This is a genomic window from Streptomyces humi, assembly GCF_001005085.2.
GTDB classification, from domain to species: domain Bacteria; phylum Actinomycetota; class Actinomycetes; order Streptomycetales; family Streptomycetaceae; genus Streptomyces; species Streptomyces humi.
Genome location: NZ_LBMU02000086.1, coordinates 1 through 15,213, shown reverse-complemented (window position 1 = coordinate 15,213; position 15,213 = coordinate 1). Strand labels below are relative to the sequence as shown.

Here is a 15,213-nt window from a genome sequence, read left to right as displayed (position 1 = left end):
TGGGAGTGCCAGGGCCAGGCACCGCGGCGGGCCGGACCGTAGGGTGGGGGCGTGGACGGTTCGAACGCGCTCGGTGAGTTCCTGCGGGCCCGCCGCGCCCTGGTGCGGCCCGAGGACGTGGGGCTGCCCGGCGGCGGCCTGCGCCGCGTACCGGGGCTGCGCCGCGAGGAGGTCGCGATGCTCGCCGGCATCAGCTCCGACTACTACCTGCGGCTGGAGCAGGGCCGCGACCGCAACCCCTCCGTGCAGGTGCTCGAAGCGCTCGCCGGGGTGCTGGGCCTCGACCCCGACGCCACCGCCCACCTGGTGTCCCTGGCCCAGGACCGGCCCGCCGGCGTACGGGATCCGCGGACCCGAGCCCCGCACCGGACCGAACAGGTGCCCGCCAGCATCCTTCAGCTCATCGACGGCTGGACCCGCAACCCCGCCTACGTGCAGAACCGCTACCGGGACTGCCTCGCCGCCAACACGCTGTGCACGGCGCTGTCCCCGAACTACCGGCCCGGTGTCAACCTGCTGCGGGCCGTCTTCCTCGACCCCGCGGAACGGGAACTGCGCCGGGACTGGGACGACCTCACCCGGGAGGGCGTGGCCACCCTGCGCGCCTACGCCGGAGGCGACGCCGACGACCCCCGCCTGCGCGACCTGGTCGGCGACCTCTCGCTGCGCAGCGAGCGCTTCCGCACCCTGTGGGCCCGGCACGAGGTGCGGCCGCTGCGCGGCCGGGTCAGCCGGCTGACCCACCCGCTCGTCGGCGACCTGGAACTGCACTCGGACAAACTCGTCATGGACGGCACCGACGGGCTCGCCCTCGTCGTCTTCCACGCCGAACCCGGCAGCCGCGACGCCGAACTCATCGACATCCTCGGGAGCCTCACCGCGACCGGGACCGGCCGGGAGGCCTCCCGGGAGCGCATGGAGGAGTAGCGGATCAGAACTCCTCGTGTCCGTCCGGGTCACCGCCCAGCCGCTGGTGGACGCGTTCGGACACGGCCGTCATCTGGGTGTCCCGCAGCTGGAAACCGGACACGTCCAGGTTCGTCCGCTGCCGGCCGGCGTCCGCCGACTTCGGGATGGCGACGGCCCCGAGCTGGACATGCCAGCGCAGGATCACCTGCGCCGGCGTCACCCCGAGCGCCTGCGCCACGCCGACGATCGCGGGGTCGCTCAGCAGCCGCCCGTCCTGACCGAGCGGGCTCCAGCTCTCGGTGACGATGCCCTTCTCCGCGTGGAACGCCCGCAGTTCCTCCTGCGGGAACAGCGGATGCAGCTCCACCTGGTTCACCGACGGCAGCACCCCGGTCTCCTTCTCCAGCCGGCCGAGATGCTCCTCGGTGAAGTTGGAGACGCCGATGGAGCGCACCAGACCCTCCTCGCGCAGCCTGACCATCGCCCGCCACGAGTCGACGTACTTGCCCACCCGGGGGTTGGGCCAGTGGATGAGGTACAGGTCCACGTACTCCAGACCCAGCCGCCGCCGCGACTCCTCGAACGAGGCGAGGGTCTCCTCGTACCCGTGGTGGCGCCCCGGCAGCTTCGTCGTGACCAGCACCTCCTCGCGGGGCACACCGCTGCTCGCGACACCCCGGCCGACGCCGGTCTCGTTGCGGTAGTTCACCGCCGTGTCCACGAGCCGGTAACCCGTCTCCAGCGCGTCCCGGACGGCCCGCTCCGCCTGCGCGTCGTCCATCGGCCAGGTGCCCAGGCCGATGGCGGGGATCGTGGTGCCGTCGTTGAGCGTGTACACCGGAATACTCATCGCGATGGGCCCTTCTCTCGACTGTGTCCAGTTCCCACCCTCACGGATAGGGTGAGCGGTGATCAAGCGGAGCGGGCACGACGAGCGGACAGCGGGCGGCATGGGCGGCGGCGAGGGCAGGAACGGCGGCGGCGGTGGACGGCCCACGTCGAAGGACGTGGCCCGGCGCGCCGGCGTCTCGCACACGGCCGTCTCCTTCGTCTTCAACGGCCGCGCCGAGGGCAACCTGTCACCCGCCACCCAGGAACGCATCCGGGCGGCCGCCGTCGAACTCGGCTACCGGCCCGACCCCGTCGCCCGTGGCCTGCGCCGTCGCCGCACGGCCGTGATCGGACTGGTCACCGACGAGATCGCGTCCTCACCCTTCGCCGGACGGCTGCTGCGCGGCGCCATGGACACCGCCTGGAACCACGACCACCTCGTCCTCACCATCGACACCGGCGGCGACCCGGCCAAGGAGGACGCGGCCGTCGCCGAACTCCTCGACCGGCGCGTCGACGGCATCATCTACGCGGCGATGTCGCTGCGCCGGGTGCGCGTCCCCGAGGGCCTGCACCGGACCCATTCCGTGCTCGCCAACTGCCTGCCCGAGGACGACTCGCTGCCCGCCGTCGTCCCGGCCGAGCGGGCCGGCGGCCGGACGGCGGCCCGGCTGCTCCTGGCGGCCGGGCACCGCAGGGTCGCGATGGTCGGCGGCCAGGGCGACATCGCCTCCGTCGAACGGCTGCGCGGCTTCCGGGACGCCCTGCGGGCCGAGGACGTGCCGCTCCCGAAGGAGTGGGTCGTGCGCACCGGAGGCGAGATCGCGGCCGGTTACGAGGGCGCCGCCCGGCTTCTCGACGGTGCCGCCCCGCACCACCGCCCGACCGGCCTCTTCTGCTACAACGACCGGGTGGCGGCGGGGGTCCTGCACGCGGCGGCCCGGCTCGGCATCGCCGTACCCGAGGACCTGTCGGTGATCGGCTACGACGACCAGGAACACATGGCCGCGTTCCTCACCCCGCCGCTCACCTCGGTCGCCCTGCCGCACCGGGCGATGGGCGAGGCGGCGACCCGGCTGCTGCTCGACACCATCGACACCGGCCGCACCCCGCCCGCCACCGTCCGGCGCATCGCCTGCCCGGTGGTCAGCCGGTCGTCGGTGGGACAAGCTCCCACCCGATGACCCCGGCATCCCCTTCGACCGTCAACTCCCGCACATCACGCGGTCGTTGATACACCCTCTCGGTGACCGCCGCCCGGTCCGCCACGAACAGTTCGAGCAGTGAGCCGTCGACGAGGACCCGGACGGTGAGCCGTGCGTCCGGGGCGGTGCCGACAGTGACGGGCGCGGCGCCCTCCCGGCCGGCGCGCGGCCAGCCGGTGCGGTCCAGGGTGACGGTCCCGTGCCGGGGATCCAGCCGGATCGTCAGCCGGCTGCCCGCCGACCGGAGCAGGGTCACCGTCGTACGGTCGTGCGCGGTGACCTCCAGGTCGTACGAGACCGGGAGCGGCCCCACGCCGAACGGGGCCGGTGCCCGCAGGAGTGCCAGTTCAGGGGCGGGGGAGACGCGCAGGCCGCCGTCGGGTCGCGTGCCGACGACCCGGGGCGCGGTGAGCACACCCGCCCAGTCCCCGGGGGCGTCCCGGGCCTCCCACGACCAGCCCCACAGCAGGGCACGCCCGTCCTCCTGAAGCACGGCGGGTGCGTAGAAGTCCCGGCCGTGGTCGAGCCGCCCGCCGGCACGGGGCTCGAAGCGCAGCCCCGCCCCGGCGTCCGGGACCAGACGCCCCGTCAGGTAGCCGGTCGAGCACGGGTCGCCGTCCCACAGGGAGACCACCAGGACGTGATCACCGTCGCCGGTCCGGAACAGCTGCGGGCACTCCCAGCCCACCGCCTTGTCGCCGAAGGCGTCCGCCGCGACCGGGTCGCCCCCGTCGAGCAGGACCCCGGTGAACCGCCAGTCGGTCAGGTCGTCGCAGTCGTACACCAGGACGGACGCGGTGCCGTCGGCGAGACCGGCGCCGACGAGGGCGTGGCGGCGGCCGGCGTGCCGGAAGACGAAGGGGTCGCGGAACATCACCACGTCGAGGCCCGCGGGCGGCGCGGCGACGACCGGGGCCGGCTCCGGGCGCCACCGGACGAGGAGCGGGTCGGCGGCCCGCGCCAGGCAGATCGTGCCGAGGCCGGTGTGGTCGTGGCCGACCCCGGTGTAGACGGCGGTGGGGGTGCCGTCGTCGTCCACCACGCACCCCGACCAGCAGCCGGCCTCGTCCGGGCCCCCCGGGGTCGGGGTCAGTGCGACCGGGTGGTGCTCCCAGCGGGCCAGGTCGGGGCTGGAGGCATGGCCCCAGTGGATGTTCGCGTGCACGGGCGCGGCGGGGTTGTACTGGTAGAAGAGGTGGTAGCGGCCCTGCCAACGGAACGGGCCGTTGGGGTCGTTGATCCAGTTGGCGGGCGGGCGGACCCGGAACCGCGGGGCGTTCGGGTCCTGGGGAGCGGCGGGGCTCAACGGTTGACTCCTGCGGAGGTGATGCCCTCGCGGAGAGGGCGCTGGCCGACGAGGAACACGGCGACGGCGGGGAGCATCGACAGCACGACACCGGCGAGGACGACCGAGACGGAGCCGGTGCCCAGGTTGCCCTGGAGGGAGACCAGGCCCAGCGGCAGCGTGTAGTTCTGGCCGGAGGTCTCGAGGATGAGCGGGCGGAAGAACTCGTTCCAGTGGTAGTTGAAGGCCAGCACGCCGACGATCGCCAGCCCCGGTGTGGCCAGCGGGGCGTACACGGACCGGAAGATCCGCCAGGGGCCCGCGCCGTCCAGCATGGCCGCCTCGCCGAGGTCCTTCGGCATGCCGAGGAAGTACTGCCGCATCAGGAAGGTGCCGAACGCGGTCGGGAACGCCGGGACGATCAGGCCGAGGAGGGTGTCGGTCAGGCCCATCGACTTCAGCACCAGGAAAACCGGCACGATCGTGACCTGGAGCGGAACCATCATGGTCGCCAGCACCAGCCCGAACAGCGGTCGCTTGAAACGGAAATCGAGGCGGGCGAACGCGTATCCCGCGAGGCCGGCCGTGACCATCTGGCCGGCCGCGACCAGGGCGGTCACCAGGGTGGAGTTGAGAGCGAGCAGCCAGACGTCGATCTGGTCGAAGACGCCCCGGTAGGCGGCCGTGCTCGGGTGGGCCGGGATGATCCGCGGTGGCAGGTCGAAGGACTCGGCCGGGGTGCGCAGGGAGGTCGAGACGGTCCAGATGACCGGACCGAGCGTCAGCAGCGCGCACACCGTCAGTCCGGCGATCCGCGCCCAGGGCGCCAGCCGGTACCGGACGCTGCCGAGGGTCGGGGTCGCTTGGCTCATGGTCGCTTGACTCAAGGGTCTCACCGGCTCACTGGTAGTGGACGAAACGCCGGCTGAGCCGGAACTGGACGGCGGTCACCGCCATGATCAGCACGAACAGCAGCACGCCCACCGCGGACGCCTCGCCGAAGCGGAGCTGCTCGAAGGCCCGTTCGTAGATCACCATCACGACGGTGCGGGTAGAGTCGCCGGGGCCGCCGTCGGTCAGGACGTAGGGCTGCTCGAAGACCTGGAGCGCGTTGATGATGCCGACCACCGAGGCGACCAGCAGGGTCGGCGACAGCAGCGGCAGCGTGATCGCGAGGTGCTTGCGCGGGCCGGTCGCCCCGTCGAGGGCGGCGGCTTCGTGGATCTCCTTCGGGATGTTGTTCAGACCCCCGACGAACAGCAGGAACGAGAAGCCGAACTGCTGCCACACATAGACGATGATCACCGTGGCCATCGCCCCGTGCTCCGAGGTCAGCCAGGGCACCGGCGCGATGCCGAACAGCCCGATCAGCCAGTTGACCACGCCGAAGTCCTGGTTGAAGAGGTACTTCATCACCACCGAGATCGACGCGGCGGACAGCACCAGCGGGAAGAAGAACGCCGACCGGAAGACCGAGCGCAGCCAGCCGGGCATCCGGCCGTTCAGCGTGAGGGCCAGCGACAGCGCGATCACCAGTTGCAGGGCGACCGCGAGCACCATGAAGACGAGGGTGTTACGGAACGAGACCAGGACGGTCGAATCACTGGCGATCTCACGGTAGTTGGCGCCACCGGCGAAACTCGGCGGATCGATCACGTTCCAGTCGAAGAAGCTCAGCACGATCGACCCGACGATCGGTACGACCGTGAAGACGACAATCCCGACGATCGTGGGCGTCAGGAAGAGCGCGGTCAGCAACCGCGTGCCGCGCTCCCGGGCCGGCGGCCGCACGGACACCGCGGGCGGAGCGGACGCGGAACGGGCCCGCCCGGCGCTGATCTGAGTGTTCGTCATAGGGCACGCTCCATGGCCTGCTCCAGATCGCCCTGCATCCGGCGCAGCGCCGGCGCCACCGAGCGCGGGCTCGCCAGCGCCGTCCCGGTGTACTTGAGCAGCACGTCGGTCACCTCGGCGACCTGCGGCGGAGCCGGGATCGGGCCGGTGTCGGGGAACTTGTCGAGGGTGTCGTAGAAGACCTGCCAGCGCGTCGGGCCGGTCTCCCGGTAGCGGCCGGCGGTCAGCATCGAACGCCGGGCGGGAGTGGTCTGGTTGGCCGTGAACAGCTCGGTCATCACGTCCTTGCGGGCCGCGTACTTGATGAACTCCCAGGCCGCGTCCTGTTTCTTCGAGGTCCGCAGCATCGCGTAGCCCGCCGCGCCGAACTGCATGCGCTGGGTACGCCAGCGCGGGAAGTACTGGACGTCGTAGGCGTTTGCCTTCATCCCGGCCAGATGCAGACCGCCCGCCCAGAAGCCGCCCGCCGGTGTCACCCCGACCCGGCCGGTGGAGAAGACCCCGACCAGGTTGGTGCCGTTGCCGCCCTCGGGCCGGGTGCACAGGTCCTCCTGGATGAGCGAGGCGAGGTAGTCGTACGTCTCCTCGACCCGGGCGGAGGTGGCCTGCGGGGTGGTCCAGCGGAAACCACCGCCCCGGCCCGCGCGGTCGGCCGCCGGGTAGAAGGTGTCCCACAGCCAGCTCCCGCCGGGCGCCCTGGACTCGGCGAGGAGGTTGGTGCCGTTGTCGAACAGCCACGGCACCACCCCGCCCCACAGCCGGTTGGTCCAGAAGTACGGGGTGAAATGGGAGTCGCTGGACCGCTTCATCTCGCGCAGCAGCGCGGTGAAGTCGTCGCGGGTCCAGTCGGCCGGCGGGAAGCCCGCGCCGGCCCGGTTCAGCACCTGCCTGTTGAGATACATGTCGGCCGCGTTGAACTCGACCGGCAGCTGGTGCAGGCTCCCCTCGTACATCATCGACTCCACCAGCGAGGGATGGACGTCGGCGAAGTACTCGCGCAGCTCGGCCGCGTCGCGCCTCACCCAGCGGTCCAGCGGCACCCCGAGCCGTTGCGCGAACAGCTGCACGCCCTCGGTGGCGACGTAGACCAGGTCGGGCGCGGTGCCCGCCGCGATCTGGGTGAGGATCTTCGCGAAGAAGTCCGACCAGTCCACGGCCTGCACGGCGTTCACCCGCAGCGGGACGTCGGGATGGAGCTTCCGGAAGCCGGCGCTCAGCGCCTGCACGGCGGCCGGGTCGAAGGCGGAACCGAGGGTGGCCACGACGAGTGAACCGTCGTCCCGGCCGGGTATGTCGGCCCCGGTGAGCCGGTCCCAGCTCGCGGCGGTGCCGGCCAGCGCGGCGGCCCCCGCCCCGTAGGCGCCGTACCGCAGCAGGGCGCGGCGGGAGAGGTGCGAGTCGGTCATCCACATGCCTAACTCGTTTTAGGAAATGTTCGATGCCCAGATGATGTGAAGGCGTCAGGGGCCTGTCAAGGGTCGCGAAAGCTTGACCTTTAACGAGTTAGGTCTACAGTCCTGGATTCAACCGGCCGGCTTCTGAGCCGCAGGGACGGCCGGTTGACACGAGAGGGACGATGCGTGATGCCAGGGCTGTCCAGAAGAGCACTGTTCGCCGGATCGGCCGCGGGGGCCACCGCCGCAGTGCTGCCCACCACACCGGCCGCCGCCAAGCCCAGGACCAAAGCCGTGCGCGGCTGCGCGAGTTACCGTGCCGCCTACCACTTCACGGTCCCCGACCAGTGGAAGAACGACCCCCAGCGCCCGGTCTGGATCGACGGTGAGTACCACTACTACTACCTCTACAACGCCGACTACCTGGACGGCGTCGTGGGCACCGCCTGGCGCCTCGCCACCAGCACCGACCTGGTCTCCTTCACCGACCGGGGGATCGCCGTACCCAAGGACACCACCGTCAACGGCGACGTCTGGTCGGGCTCCGCCGTCGTCGACACCGGTGACACGGCGGGCTTCGGGGCGGGCGCGGTCATCGTGATCGTCACCATGTCACCGGGCGGCGGCACCGACCACCAGGAGCAGTTCCTCTACTACTCCACGGACGGCGGCCGTACCTTCACCGACCACGGCACCGACCCCGTCCTGCCCAACCCGGGTGTCGCCGACTTCCGCGACCCCAAGGTGATCCGGGACGAGGTCGACGACCGCTGGGTGATGGCCCTCGCCGAGCGGAACAAGGTCGGCTTCTACCACTCGGCGGACCTCAGGTCCTGGACCTACGCGGGCGGTTTCGTCAAGGACGGCATCGGCACCCTGGAGTGCCCCGACCTGTTCGAGATCACCGCCGACGACGGCACCGTCAAGTGGGTGCTGGGGGTGAGCGCGGACGGCACCGGCTCCGGACTGCCCAACACCTACGCCTACTGGACCGGTTCCTTCGACGGCAGCGCGTTCACCGCCGACGCCGCCGACCCGCAGTGGCTCGATCACGGCTGGGACTGGTACGCGGCCGTCACCTTCGAGAAGCGGGACCGCGCCGGCGTCCTCGACGACTCCGCACGCTACGCGTTGGGCTGGCTCAACGACTGGGCCTACCCGAACACCACCCCCACCATCGACTGCGACGGCTTCAACGGCACCGACTCCATCGTCCGCGAAGTCACCCTGAAGCATGCCTCCGACGGCGGCTACTACCTCGCCTCCCAGCCCGTCGCCGCGCTCGACGCGTACGTCTCCCGCACGGTCGATCTCGGTGACCTGACCGTCGACGGCACCCTCCTCCTCGACTACAGGGGCACGTCGTACGAGCTGACCACCGAGATCACCTGGTCCGAAGTCACCGGCGCGGGAGCGCAGTTGCGCCGGTCGCCGGACGGCGGTCGGCACATCGACGCCGGGGTCTACGGCGACTACGCGTTCCTCAACCGGCGGAACACCGTGAACCCCGACACCAGTGGCGACCGGCAGGAGAGCCACACCCCGTTCGACCTCTCCACGGGTTCGGTGAAGCTGCGCATCCTCGTCGACCGCACCTCCGTGGAGATGTTCGTCGGTGACGGCCGGCACACACACTCCAGCGAGGTGTTCCCGTATCTCGTCGACGACCGGCTGGCGCTGTTCACCATCGGCGGTCCTGCGGTGTTCCGTAACACCGTCGTCAGGGAGTTCACGGTGTGACGGCCGCGACCAGCCGGGACACCGCCGCGAGGTCCGGCACGTCGGCCAGCCGGGCGGCGACCTCACCGCTCCCGAACTCGCGCTGATCGGGAGTCAGCCGGGGGTCCACGGCGGCCTCGGCCTGGACGTGGACGTAGTTCAGCGAGGTGGCGAAGAGCATGGCGAAGGACTCCGGGCCGCGGACGGTGGCGGTGCCGCCCGCCCGCCGGTAGGCCCGGGTCAGGCGCCGGGCGGCGGCCGGGTCCGCCCGGTTGCCGCCCGACCACACGTAGAGGGCCTGCGCGAACTCCCGTTCCGCGGAGACGGGTCCGGCGTTGTCCCAGTCGAGCAGCACGGGTCCGGCGGGGCCGGCCAGGACGTTCTGGGGTTGCAGATCGAGGTGCGAGATCACCCGGTCGTCCGCGCCGGACGGGCTCACCCACCGGGCCAGGTCCCGCGCCGACGTGCCGATGAACGTGCCCAGCGCGTCCGCCCAGGGCAGCCCGGCCTCGGTCACCTTCGCGTGCAGGTCCCGCCAGTCGGCTTCCGCGGGGCACCGCTCGTACCACTCGTCGGGTGCCTCCGTCGCGCCCGCGCCCGCCCGGTGCAGCAGGCCCATCGTCCGGCCGAACCAGTCCAGGACCGCCGGGTCCGTGGGGTCCGCCCGGGTGCCCTCGATCCAGTCGTACAGCTTCACGTGGGTCACGCCGTCGGCGACCGGGACCCGGGTGACGTGGGCGCCGCCGCGGTCGGCGAACAGGCGCGGCGAGTCGATGCCCAGGCGTTCGGCGGCGAGCCGTAACCCGGCCTCCCGCGCCACGCCGTCCTCGTCGCAGCCGAAGAGCAGCTGCTTCGCGGCCCAGGCGGTGCCGGCCGCGTTCGTGAGCTTCCAGATCCGGCCCAGCGCGCCCCGGGTGACGGGGGTGAGGGTCCAGGGGCCCGGTCCGAGCCCGTAGCGCTCGGCGATGAGGTCGGCCGTGTCATGCATGGGTCACTCCTTCGGTGAAGATCCGCTGCACTGCGATCATCACGCGTCCGACGCGTTCCGCAACGTCTTTTGCGGAGTGCGCCGGACTGTCACGATCTTCGGGGAAGCGGTACCTACGACCATCGGAGCACGCATGACGACGGACCAGGGCACGGCCGAGCGCACCGCGGGGGTCGGGGTGCACCCGGTCGCCGGGCACATCGGCGCCGAGATCACCGGGGTCGACCTCACCGAGGACCTCGACGACGCGGTGGTCGGGGTGATCCGGGAGGCCGTGCTCCGGTGGAAGGTCGTCTTCTTCCGGGACCAGCGGCTGGACCACGCGGGCCATGTCGCCTTCGCACGGCGCTTCGGTGAACCCGTGGTCCTGGGACGGCGCGGCGGTGCCTCACCCCCGGACTTCCCGGAGGTGGAGACCACCGCCGACCGGCTGGAGCTGGGCGGCCGCTTCGGGATGGAGCACGAGGAGTGGCTCCAGCGGCGTCGGCACACCCTGCTGCGCGGCTGGCACTGCGACCACGGCGCCCGCATCGACCCGCCGGCGGCGACCGTCCTGCGCGCCGAGACCGTCCCGCCGTACGGCGGCGACACCACCTGGTCCAACCTCGCCGCCGCCTACGCCGGCCTCTCCGCACCCGTGCGCGCGTTCGCCGACGGGCTGCGCGCCGAACACCGCCTCGGCGTCGGCTACCAGCCCCGCCCCGGCGACGACGCGTACCTCCGGCACCTGCTGGACCACCAGGTGGCCTCGGTGCACCCGTTGGTGCGCGTCCACCCGGAGACCGGCGAGCGGGTGCTCTACGTCAACGGCTACTACATCGAGCAGATCGTCGGCGTCTCCCGTCCGGAGAGCGCCGCGCTCCTCGGGATGCTTCTCGAACAGGCCGTACGACCGGAGTACACCGTCCGCTTCCGCTGGGAGCCGGGCAGCGTCGCCTTCTGGGACAACCGCGCCACCATCCACCTCGCGCCCAGCGACAGCGCCCATCTCGGATTCCCCCGCGTCATGCACCGGGTGATGCTGCACGGCGAGGTACCGGTCGGCGTGGACGGCGAACCGTCGCAGCCCGTCACCGGCACGCGGCCGCGCCGCTGGTGAGTCAGCCGGCCGCCGCGGGACGCCAGCCCAGCGCCGGGCCCAGGTGGGTCGCGATGTCGGTGAGGATCTGGACGTAGTCCTCGTGCTCGAAGGTGAACGGCAGCGCGAAGGCCACCTCGTCCACCTCGCGGAAACCGGCGTGCGCGTGCAGTCGCGCGGCGATCTCGGCCGACGTCCCGACCAGGTCCGGCGCGAACAGCAGCCGCGCCGGACCCTGCGGGGCCGTGGTGCGGGGCAGCCGCTTGGCCGCGTACGCCTCGTACCGGGCGCGCTGCTCGGGCGTGGCGGAGTCGGTGGGGATCACCACCAGCCCCTGGGAGACCCGGGCCGCCGCGCCGTCGGGGTGGTGGCCCCGGAACGCGGCGATCTGCGAGCGCTGGATCTCCGCGAAGTCGTACGGGCCGTCCGCGCCGTCCGGTCCCTCGGCCTTGACCACACTGCTGGTCAGGAAGTTCATCCCGTGCTCGCCCGCCCAGCGCGCCGAGCCGAGGCTGCCGCCGCCGTACCAGAGGCGGCGTCCGAGACCGGCGGAGTGCGGCTGGACCACGTCGGAGAAGACCTCGAAGCCCTCCACCCCGCTGAAGTCGGTGGCCCGTTCGCCGCGCACGAAGTCCAGCAGCCGCCGCACCCGCTCGTAGCCGAAGTCCTCGCGGTCCGCCGTGTCCGGGTAGAGAGCCTCCCTGACCTGCTCGTAGTGCATGGGCGGACCCACGCTCACACCCGGGTTGAGCCGGCCGCCGGACAGCAGGTCGACGGTCGCCAGGTCCTCGGCGAGCCGCAGCGGGTTCTCCCAGCCCAGCGGGATCACCGCGGTGCCGAGCTCGATACGGCTGGTGCGCTGCGAGGCCGCCGCGAGGACGGCGACGGGCGACGAGATGCCGTACTGGAGGTGGCGGTGGCGCACCCACGCGCTGTCGAAGCCCAGCCGCTCGCCCAGCTCGATGATCTCCAGTGTGGACTCGTGCCCCTTGCCCGGATCCGCGCCGTCGAACAGGCCGATGGTGAGGAAGCCCAGTCTGCGCAGCGGGCGGGGGGTGGACGGCACGGGTCCTCCAACGGTCGTACGTCAGTTCTGCCCCGATTCTGGCACCCGAACATTGCGGGAGTGTGATCAGGCGAGCGGGATGACGATCTCGTCCTCGACCGGCGGGTCCAGTTCCTGCGGGCGGTTGCCGGTGGCGGCGAAGCAGCGCAGCCGCACCGCCTCCGGGGTGACGTCCAGACGCAGGAAGCACTTGAAGAACGGCGGGCTGTAGCTGACCGAGCCAGGCGAGAACAGCTGGGTGTAGATCTTCTTCACCGGGAGCCGGAACCGGGAGCCGCGGTCCGGCCGGCTGCCGGTGCCGAGCAGGGTCGCGACCAGCCGGGCGCGGCGGGTGACCGGAGTGTCCGCGGTGGGGGTGCGGCCGGGCCGGATGCCCAGCCGCTCGGTGATCACGGCCGTGGCCTCCGCCGCGGTGAGGGTGAGGAGGCGGGGGAGCCGCAGCCGGCGGCCGTAGAGCCGGCTGTAGAAGGCGAGCGAGTCACCGCGCAGCGGGTAGCAGCGGAAGTCGTCCTCGGTGACGTTCGCGACCGAGACCCGGGGGATGGTGTGGGTGGCGTGCATGAAGGCACCGCCGCCGCCCGCGACCACGTACTGGATGGTGCGGCCGTCCACGTCGACGGGGTAGCGCTGGTAGTTGTGGATGTCGCCGCCGATCGCCGCGACGTAGTGGTGCGCCGGGTCGCGGACGATGTCGTCCACGGTGCCGCCGCCCTCGATCGGGCACGGGTGGTGTGCGCCGTCCACGTACAACGGGGAGCCGGTGACCAGGATCTTCGGGCGCGGTCCCCGCGACACCTCGCGCAGCCAGGCGCCCTGTTCGGCGTCGATGGTGCCCAGCAGGCCGGTGTCGATGCCGACGATCCGGACCGGTCCGGCGTCGATCGCCCAGTAGGGGCCCGGCTGTACGGCCGTCTGTTCCGGCGTCGCCCGCAACTTCCTTGCCTGCGCGAGCAGTTCCTCGTCCGCCGGGCGTGGCCGGTGCCACAGCAGGGTGCGCCACCAGGCCCGGGTGAGCGGACGGGGCTTCGGTTCGGGGGTGAGGGGCGGGGCGTCGTCGCAGAAGACGCGCATGAACGCGCCGAGGTCCTCGTACCAGTCGTGGTTGCCCGGGATCGCGTAGATCGGCGCCGGGTAGTCCTGGTATGGCCGGAAGAACTTCGGGCCGTAGTCGTCGGTGGTGCCGACCGGGTAGATGACGTCGCTCGTGATCACCGCGAAGTCGGTGCCCTGACTCACCTTCAGAAAGCCCGGCACCACGGCGTACTGGGAGTCGTCGCCCTCGCCCGGGTCGCCGATCACCATGAACGAGAAGCGTTCCCCCTCGTGCCGCCTGATCACCTTGTCGGCGGGTGCCCCGGCGGCCTCCCGCCCGGCCACCCAGCGGCCGCGGGTACGGCCGGTCGGGTCGCCGAACCAGGACGCCAGTACGCCGTTGCGGGCGGCCCACATGGTGCCGGGGTCGAACCAGAACAGCTTCTCGACATGGTCCGGCATCAGCCGGCGGTAGGCACCCCGCTCGGCCTCGCCCCAGCCGGCGCCTTCTGCGGTATCGCGTGAGGAGTCAGACACTCCGGAACCGTAGCAACGATCAACGAAGTGCCGGGGTGCGGGGGTTGGCGCGGCGCGGGCCGGGTCACCACCGCTCGGGGTGCGAAGGGGTGCCGTGGGGCGCCGGGGTGCCCGGCGCGGGGCGGGTCGGGCGGCCGTCCCGGCTCCTGGGAGTGCGGCCGCCGCGCGGGCCCGGCGGCCGGGAGCGGGCCGCCCGGACCGGCGGTGCGGCGTCCTGCTTCGCGGGCTCCCGGCTCCAGTCGCCCTCGCCGAGCACCAGCAGCGGGTCGAACATCACCACCACCCCGGCCAGCAGCAGGAACACCGCCGGGCCCAGCAGCATGGGCAGCAGCAGCGAGGTCGACGACGTGCTCGGCCAGGCGGTGACGGAGGCCGGATGCACCTCGACGCGTACCGCGGCCATCGCGGTGAAGTGCATGCCGGACACCGCGAGGCCCATCACCAGGCTGGCGCCCAGGCTCGCCGTGAAGCCGCGGACGGACACGGCCGCCCAGAGCGCGGCGGTGGCCGCCGCGATCGCGATCAGCACCGAGAGGGCGACCGTGACCCCGTCGTAGTGAACCGCTCCGTCGAGGCGGAGCGCGGACATGCCCAGGTAGTGCATGGCGGCCACGCCGAGCCCGGTGACGACGCCCGCGGCCCCGAGGGTCCCGGCGGTCGCGCCGCGGTAGCCGACCGCGAAGACGCCGATGCCGACCACCACGATCGCCACCGCGAGGCTGAGCAGGGTGAGGCCGGCGTCGTAGTGGATCGTGGTCTCCCGTACGTGGAAGCCGATCATCGCGATGAAGTGCATCGTCCAGATGCCGCAGCCGATGGAGGCGGCCCCGAGCGCGAGCCAGCCGGGCCGCCATGACTGCCCTTGGTGGTAGAGCGACCTGACGATGCAGCGCAGCCCCAGGGCTCCGCCCAGGCAGGCCATCAGATAGGCTGCCACCGGAGTGACCGCGCCGTAGTGGAACCCGTCGATGGTGCCGTGCATATGTGCAACTCCCCCCAGAGTCACGGCCATTGTGGGGCAAGGTACTACGCGCCGGGGGCGTGCGCCGGGAGGTTCGCCAGGACGCCGGCCGTACCTCGGGTGGCACCGTCCGACCCGCCCGTCACAACGACGACTTCCGGCCACGGCGACGGAGCCGAATGGGGCCGACCGAGTTGATAAGGCCGATGAGACCGATGGGGCCGACCGAGCCGATGGGGCCGACGGAGCCGATGGGGCCGATGGGGCCGACCGCCTATAGGGCCGATGGGGCCGATGGGGCCGATGGGGCCGGCGGAGGGGGCGGAAGGGGAGTGGGTGGGAGCGGAAGGGAGG

13 protein-coding genes are annotated in these 15,213 nt (G+C 72.0%); 4 read left to right on the top strand and 9 right to left on the bottom strand.

Going from position 1 to position 15,213, the window contains the following annotated elements; genetic code table 11:
- Positions 1-51: 51 nt before the first annotated feature.
- On the top strand, positions 52-927 hold the full coding sequence (locus AAW13_RS33950) for a helix-turn-helix domain-containing protein (protein ID WP_046732488.1): 876 nt from the start codon (positions 52-54) through the stop codon (positions 925-927).
- A 4-nt stretch (positions 928-931) separates the two neighbouring features.
- Here AAW13_RS33950 and AAW13_RS33945 read toward each other — a convergent pair whose 3' ends face one another.
- Positions 932-1,759, bottom strand: a complete 828-nt coding sequence (locus AAW13_RS33945) for an aldo/keto reductase (RefSeq protein WP_046732489.1) — start codon at positions 1,757-1,759, stop codon at positions 932-934.
- 100 nt (positions 1,760-1,859) lie between these two features.
- Here AAW13_RS33945 and AAW13_RS33940 point away from each other — a divergent pair, with 100 nt between their 5' ends.
- Positions 1,860-2,924 carry a LacI family DNA-binding transcriptional regulator gene (locus tag AAW13_RS33940; RefSeq protein ID WP_046732501.1) on the top strand — a complete coding sequence of 355 codons (1,065 nt, stop codon included), beginning with the start codon at positions 1,860-1,862 and terminating at the stop codon, positions 2,922-2,924.
- Here the strand turns inward: AAW13_RS33940 and AAW13_RS33935 are convergent.
- Genes AAW13_RS33935 through AAW13_RS33920 form a run of 4 tightly spaced genes read right to left on the bottom strand, consistent with a single transcriptional unit; the run spans position 2,887 to position 7,490 of the window.
- Positions 2,887-4,251 (bottom strand): glycoside hydrolase family 32 protein, encoded by a 1,365-nt coding sequence (locus tag AAW13_RS33935; RefSeq protein WP_046732490.1) that lies wholly within the window; start codon positions 4,249-4,251, stop codon positions 2,887-2,889. The genes AAW13_RS33940 and AAW13_RS33935 overlap by 38 nt on opposite strands.
- Positions 4,248-5,102: a carbohydrate ABC transporter permease gene (locus AAW13_RS33930; protein ID WP_046732491.1), complete on the bottom strand. Its 855-nt coding sequence runs from the start codon at positions 5,100-5,102 to the stop codon at positions 4,248-4,250. Before AAW13_RS33930 ends, AAW13_RS33935 begins: the two co-directional genes overlap by 4 nt.
- Positions 5,103-5,130: 28 nt before the next feature.
- A complete protein-coding gene (locus AAW13_RS33925) occupies positions 5,131-6,084 on the bottom strand; it encodes a carbohydrate ABC transporter permease (protein ID WP_046732492.1) in 954 nt (317 codons plus the stop codon).
- Positions 6,081-7,490, bottom strand: a complete 1,410-nt coding sequence (locus tag AAW13_RS33920) for an extracellular solute-binding protein (RefSeq protein ID WP_046732502.1) — start codon at positions 7,488-7,490, stop codon at positions 6,081-6,083. Before AAW13_RS33920 ends, AAW13_RS33925 begins: the two co-directional genes overlap by 4 nt.
- Before the next feature lie 177 nt (positions 7,491-7,667).
- On the opposite strand from AAW13_RS33920, the gene AAW13_RS33915 reads away from it, so the two are divergent.
- Complete coding sequence (locus AAW13_RS33915; RefSeq protein WP_046732493.1) at positions 7,668-9,218, top strand: glycoside hydrolase family 32 protein; 1,551 nt, start codon at positions 7,668-7,670, stop codon at positions 9,216-9,218.
- On the opposite strand, the gene AAW13_RS33910 is transcribed toward AAW13_RS33915, so the two are convergent.
- Entirely contained in the window at positions 9,208-10,185 is a 978-nt protein-coding gene (locus AAW13_RS33910; RefSeq protein ID WP_046732494.1) for an aminoglycoside phosphotransferase/kinase family protein, read from the bottom strand. The two genes, AAW13_RS33915 and AAW13_RS33910, sit on opposite strands and share 11 nt — an antisense overlap.
- A 133-nt stretch (positions 10,186-10,318) precedes the next feature.
- On the opposite strand from AAW13_RS33910, the gene AAW13_RS33905 reads away from it, so the two are divergent.
- Positions 10,319-11,284: a TauD/TfdA dioxygenase family protein gene (locus tag AAW13_RS33905; protein WP_046732495.1), complete on the top strand. Its 966-nt coding sequence runs from the start codon at positions 10,319-10,321 to the stop codon at positions 11,282-11,284.
- Between the two features lies 1 nt (position 11,285).
- On the opposite strand, the gene AAW13_RS33900 is transcribed toward AAW13_RS33905, so the two are convergent.
- From AAW13_RS33900 to AAW13_RS33890, 3 genes are all read right to left on the bottom strand, one after another.
- Entirely contained in the window at positions 11,286-12,329 is a 1,044-nt protein-coding gene (locus tag AAW13_RS33900) for an LLM class flavin-dependent oxidoreductase (protein WP_046732496.1), read from the bottom strand.
- A 66-nt stretch (positions 12,330-12,395) separates the two neighbouring features.
- Positions 12,396-13,898: a metallophosphoesterase family protein gene (locus AAW13_RS33895; RefSeq protein WP_046732497.1), complete on the bottom strand. Its 1,503-nt coding sequence runs from the start codon at positions 13,896-13,898 to the stop codon at positions 12,396-12,398.
- A gap of 64 nt (positions 13,899-13,962) precedes the next feature.
- Positions 13,963-14,880 (bottom strand): MHYT domain-containing protein, encoded by a 918-nt coding sequence (locus AAW13_RS33890; protein ID WP_046732498.1) that lies wholly within the window; start codon positions 14,878-14,880, stop codon positions 13,963-13,965.
- Positions 14,881-15,213: the final 333 nt, after the last annotated feature.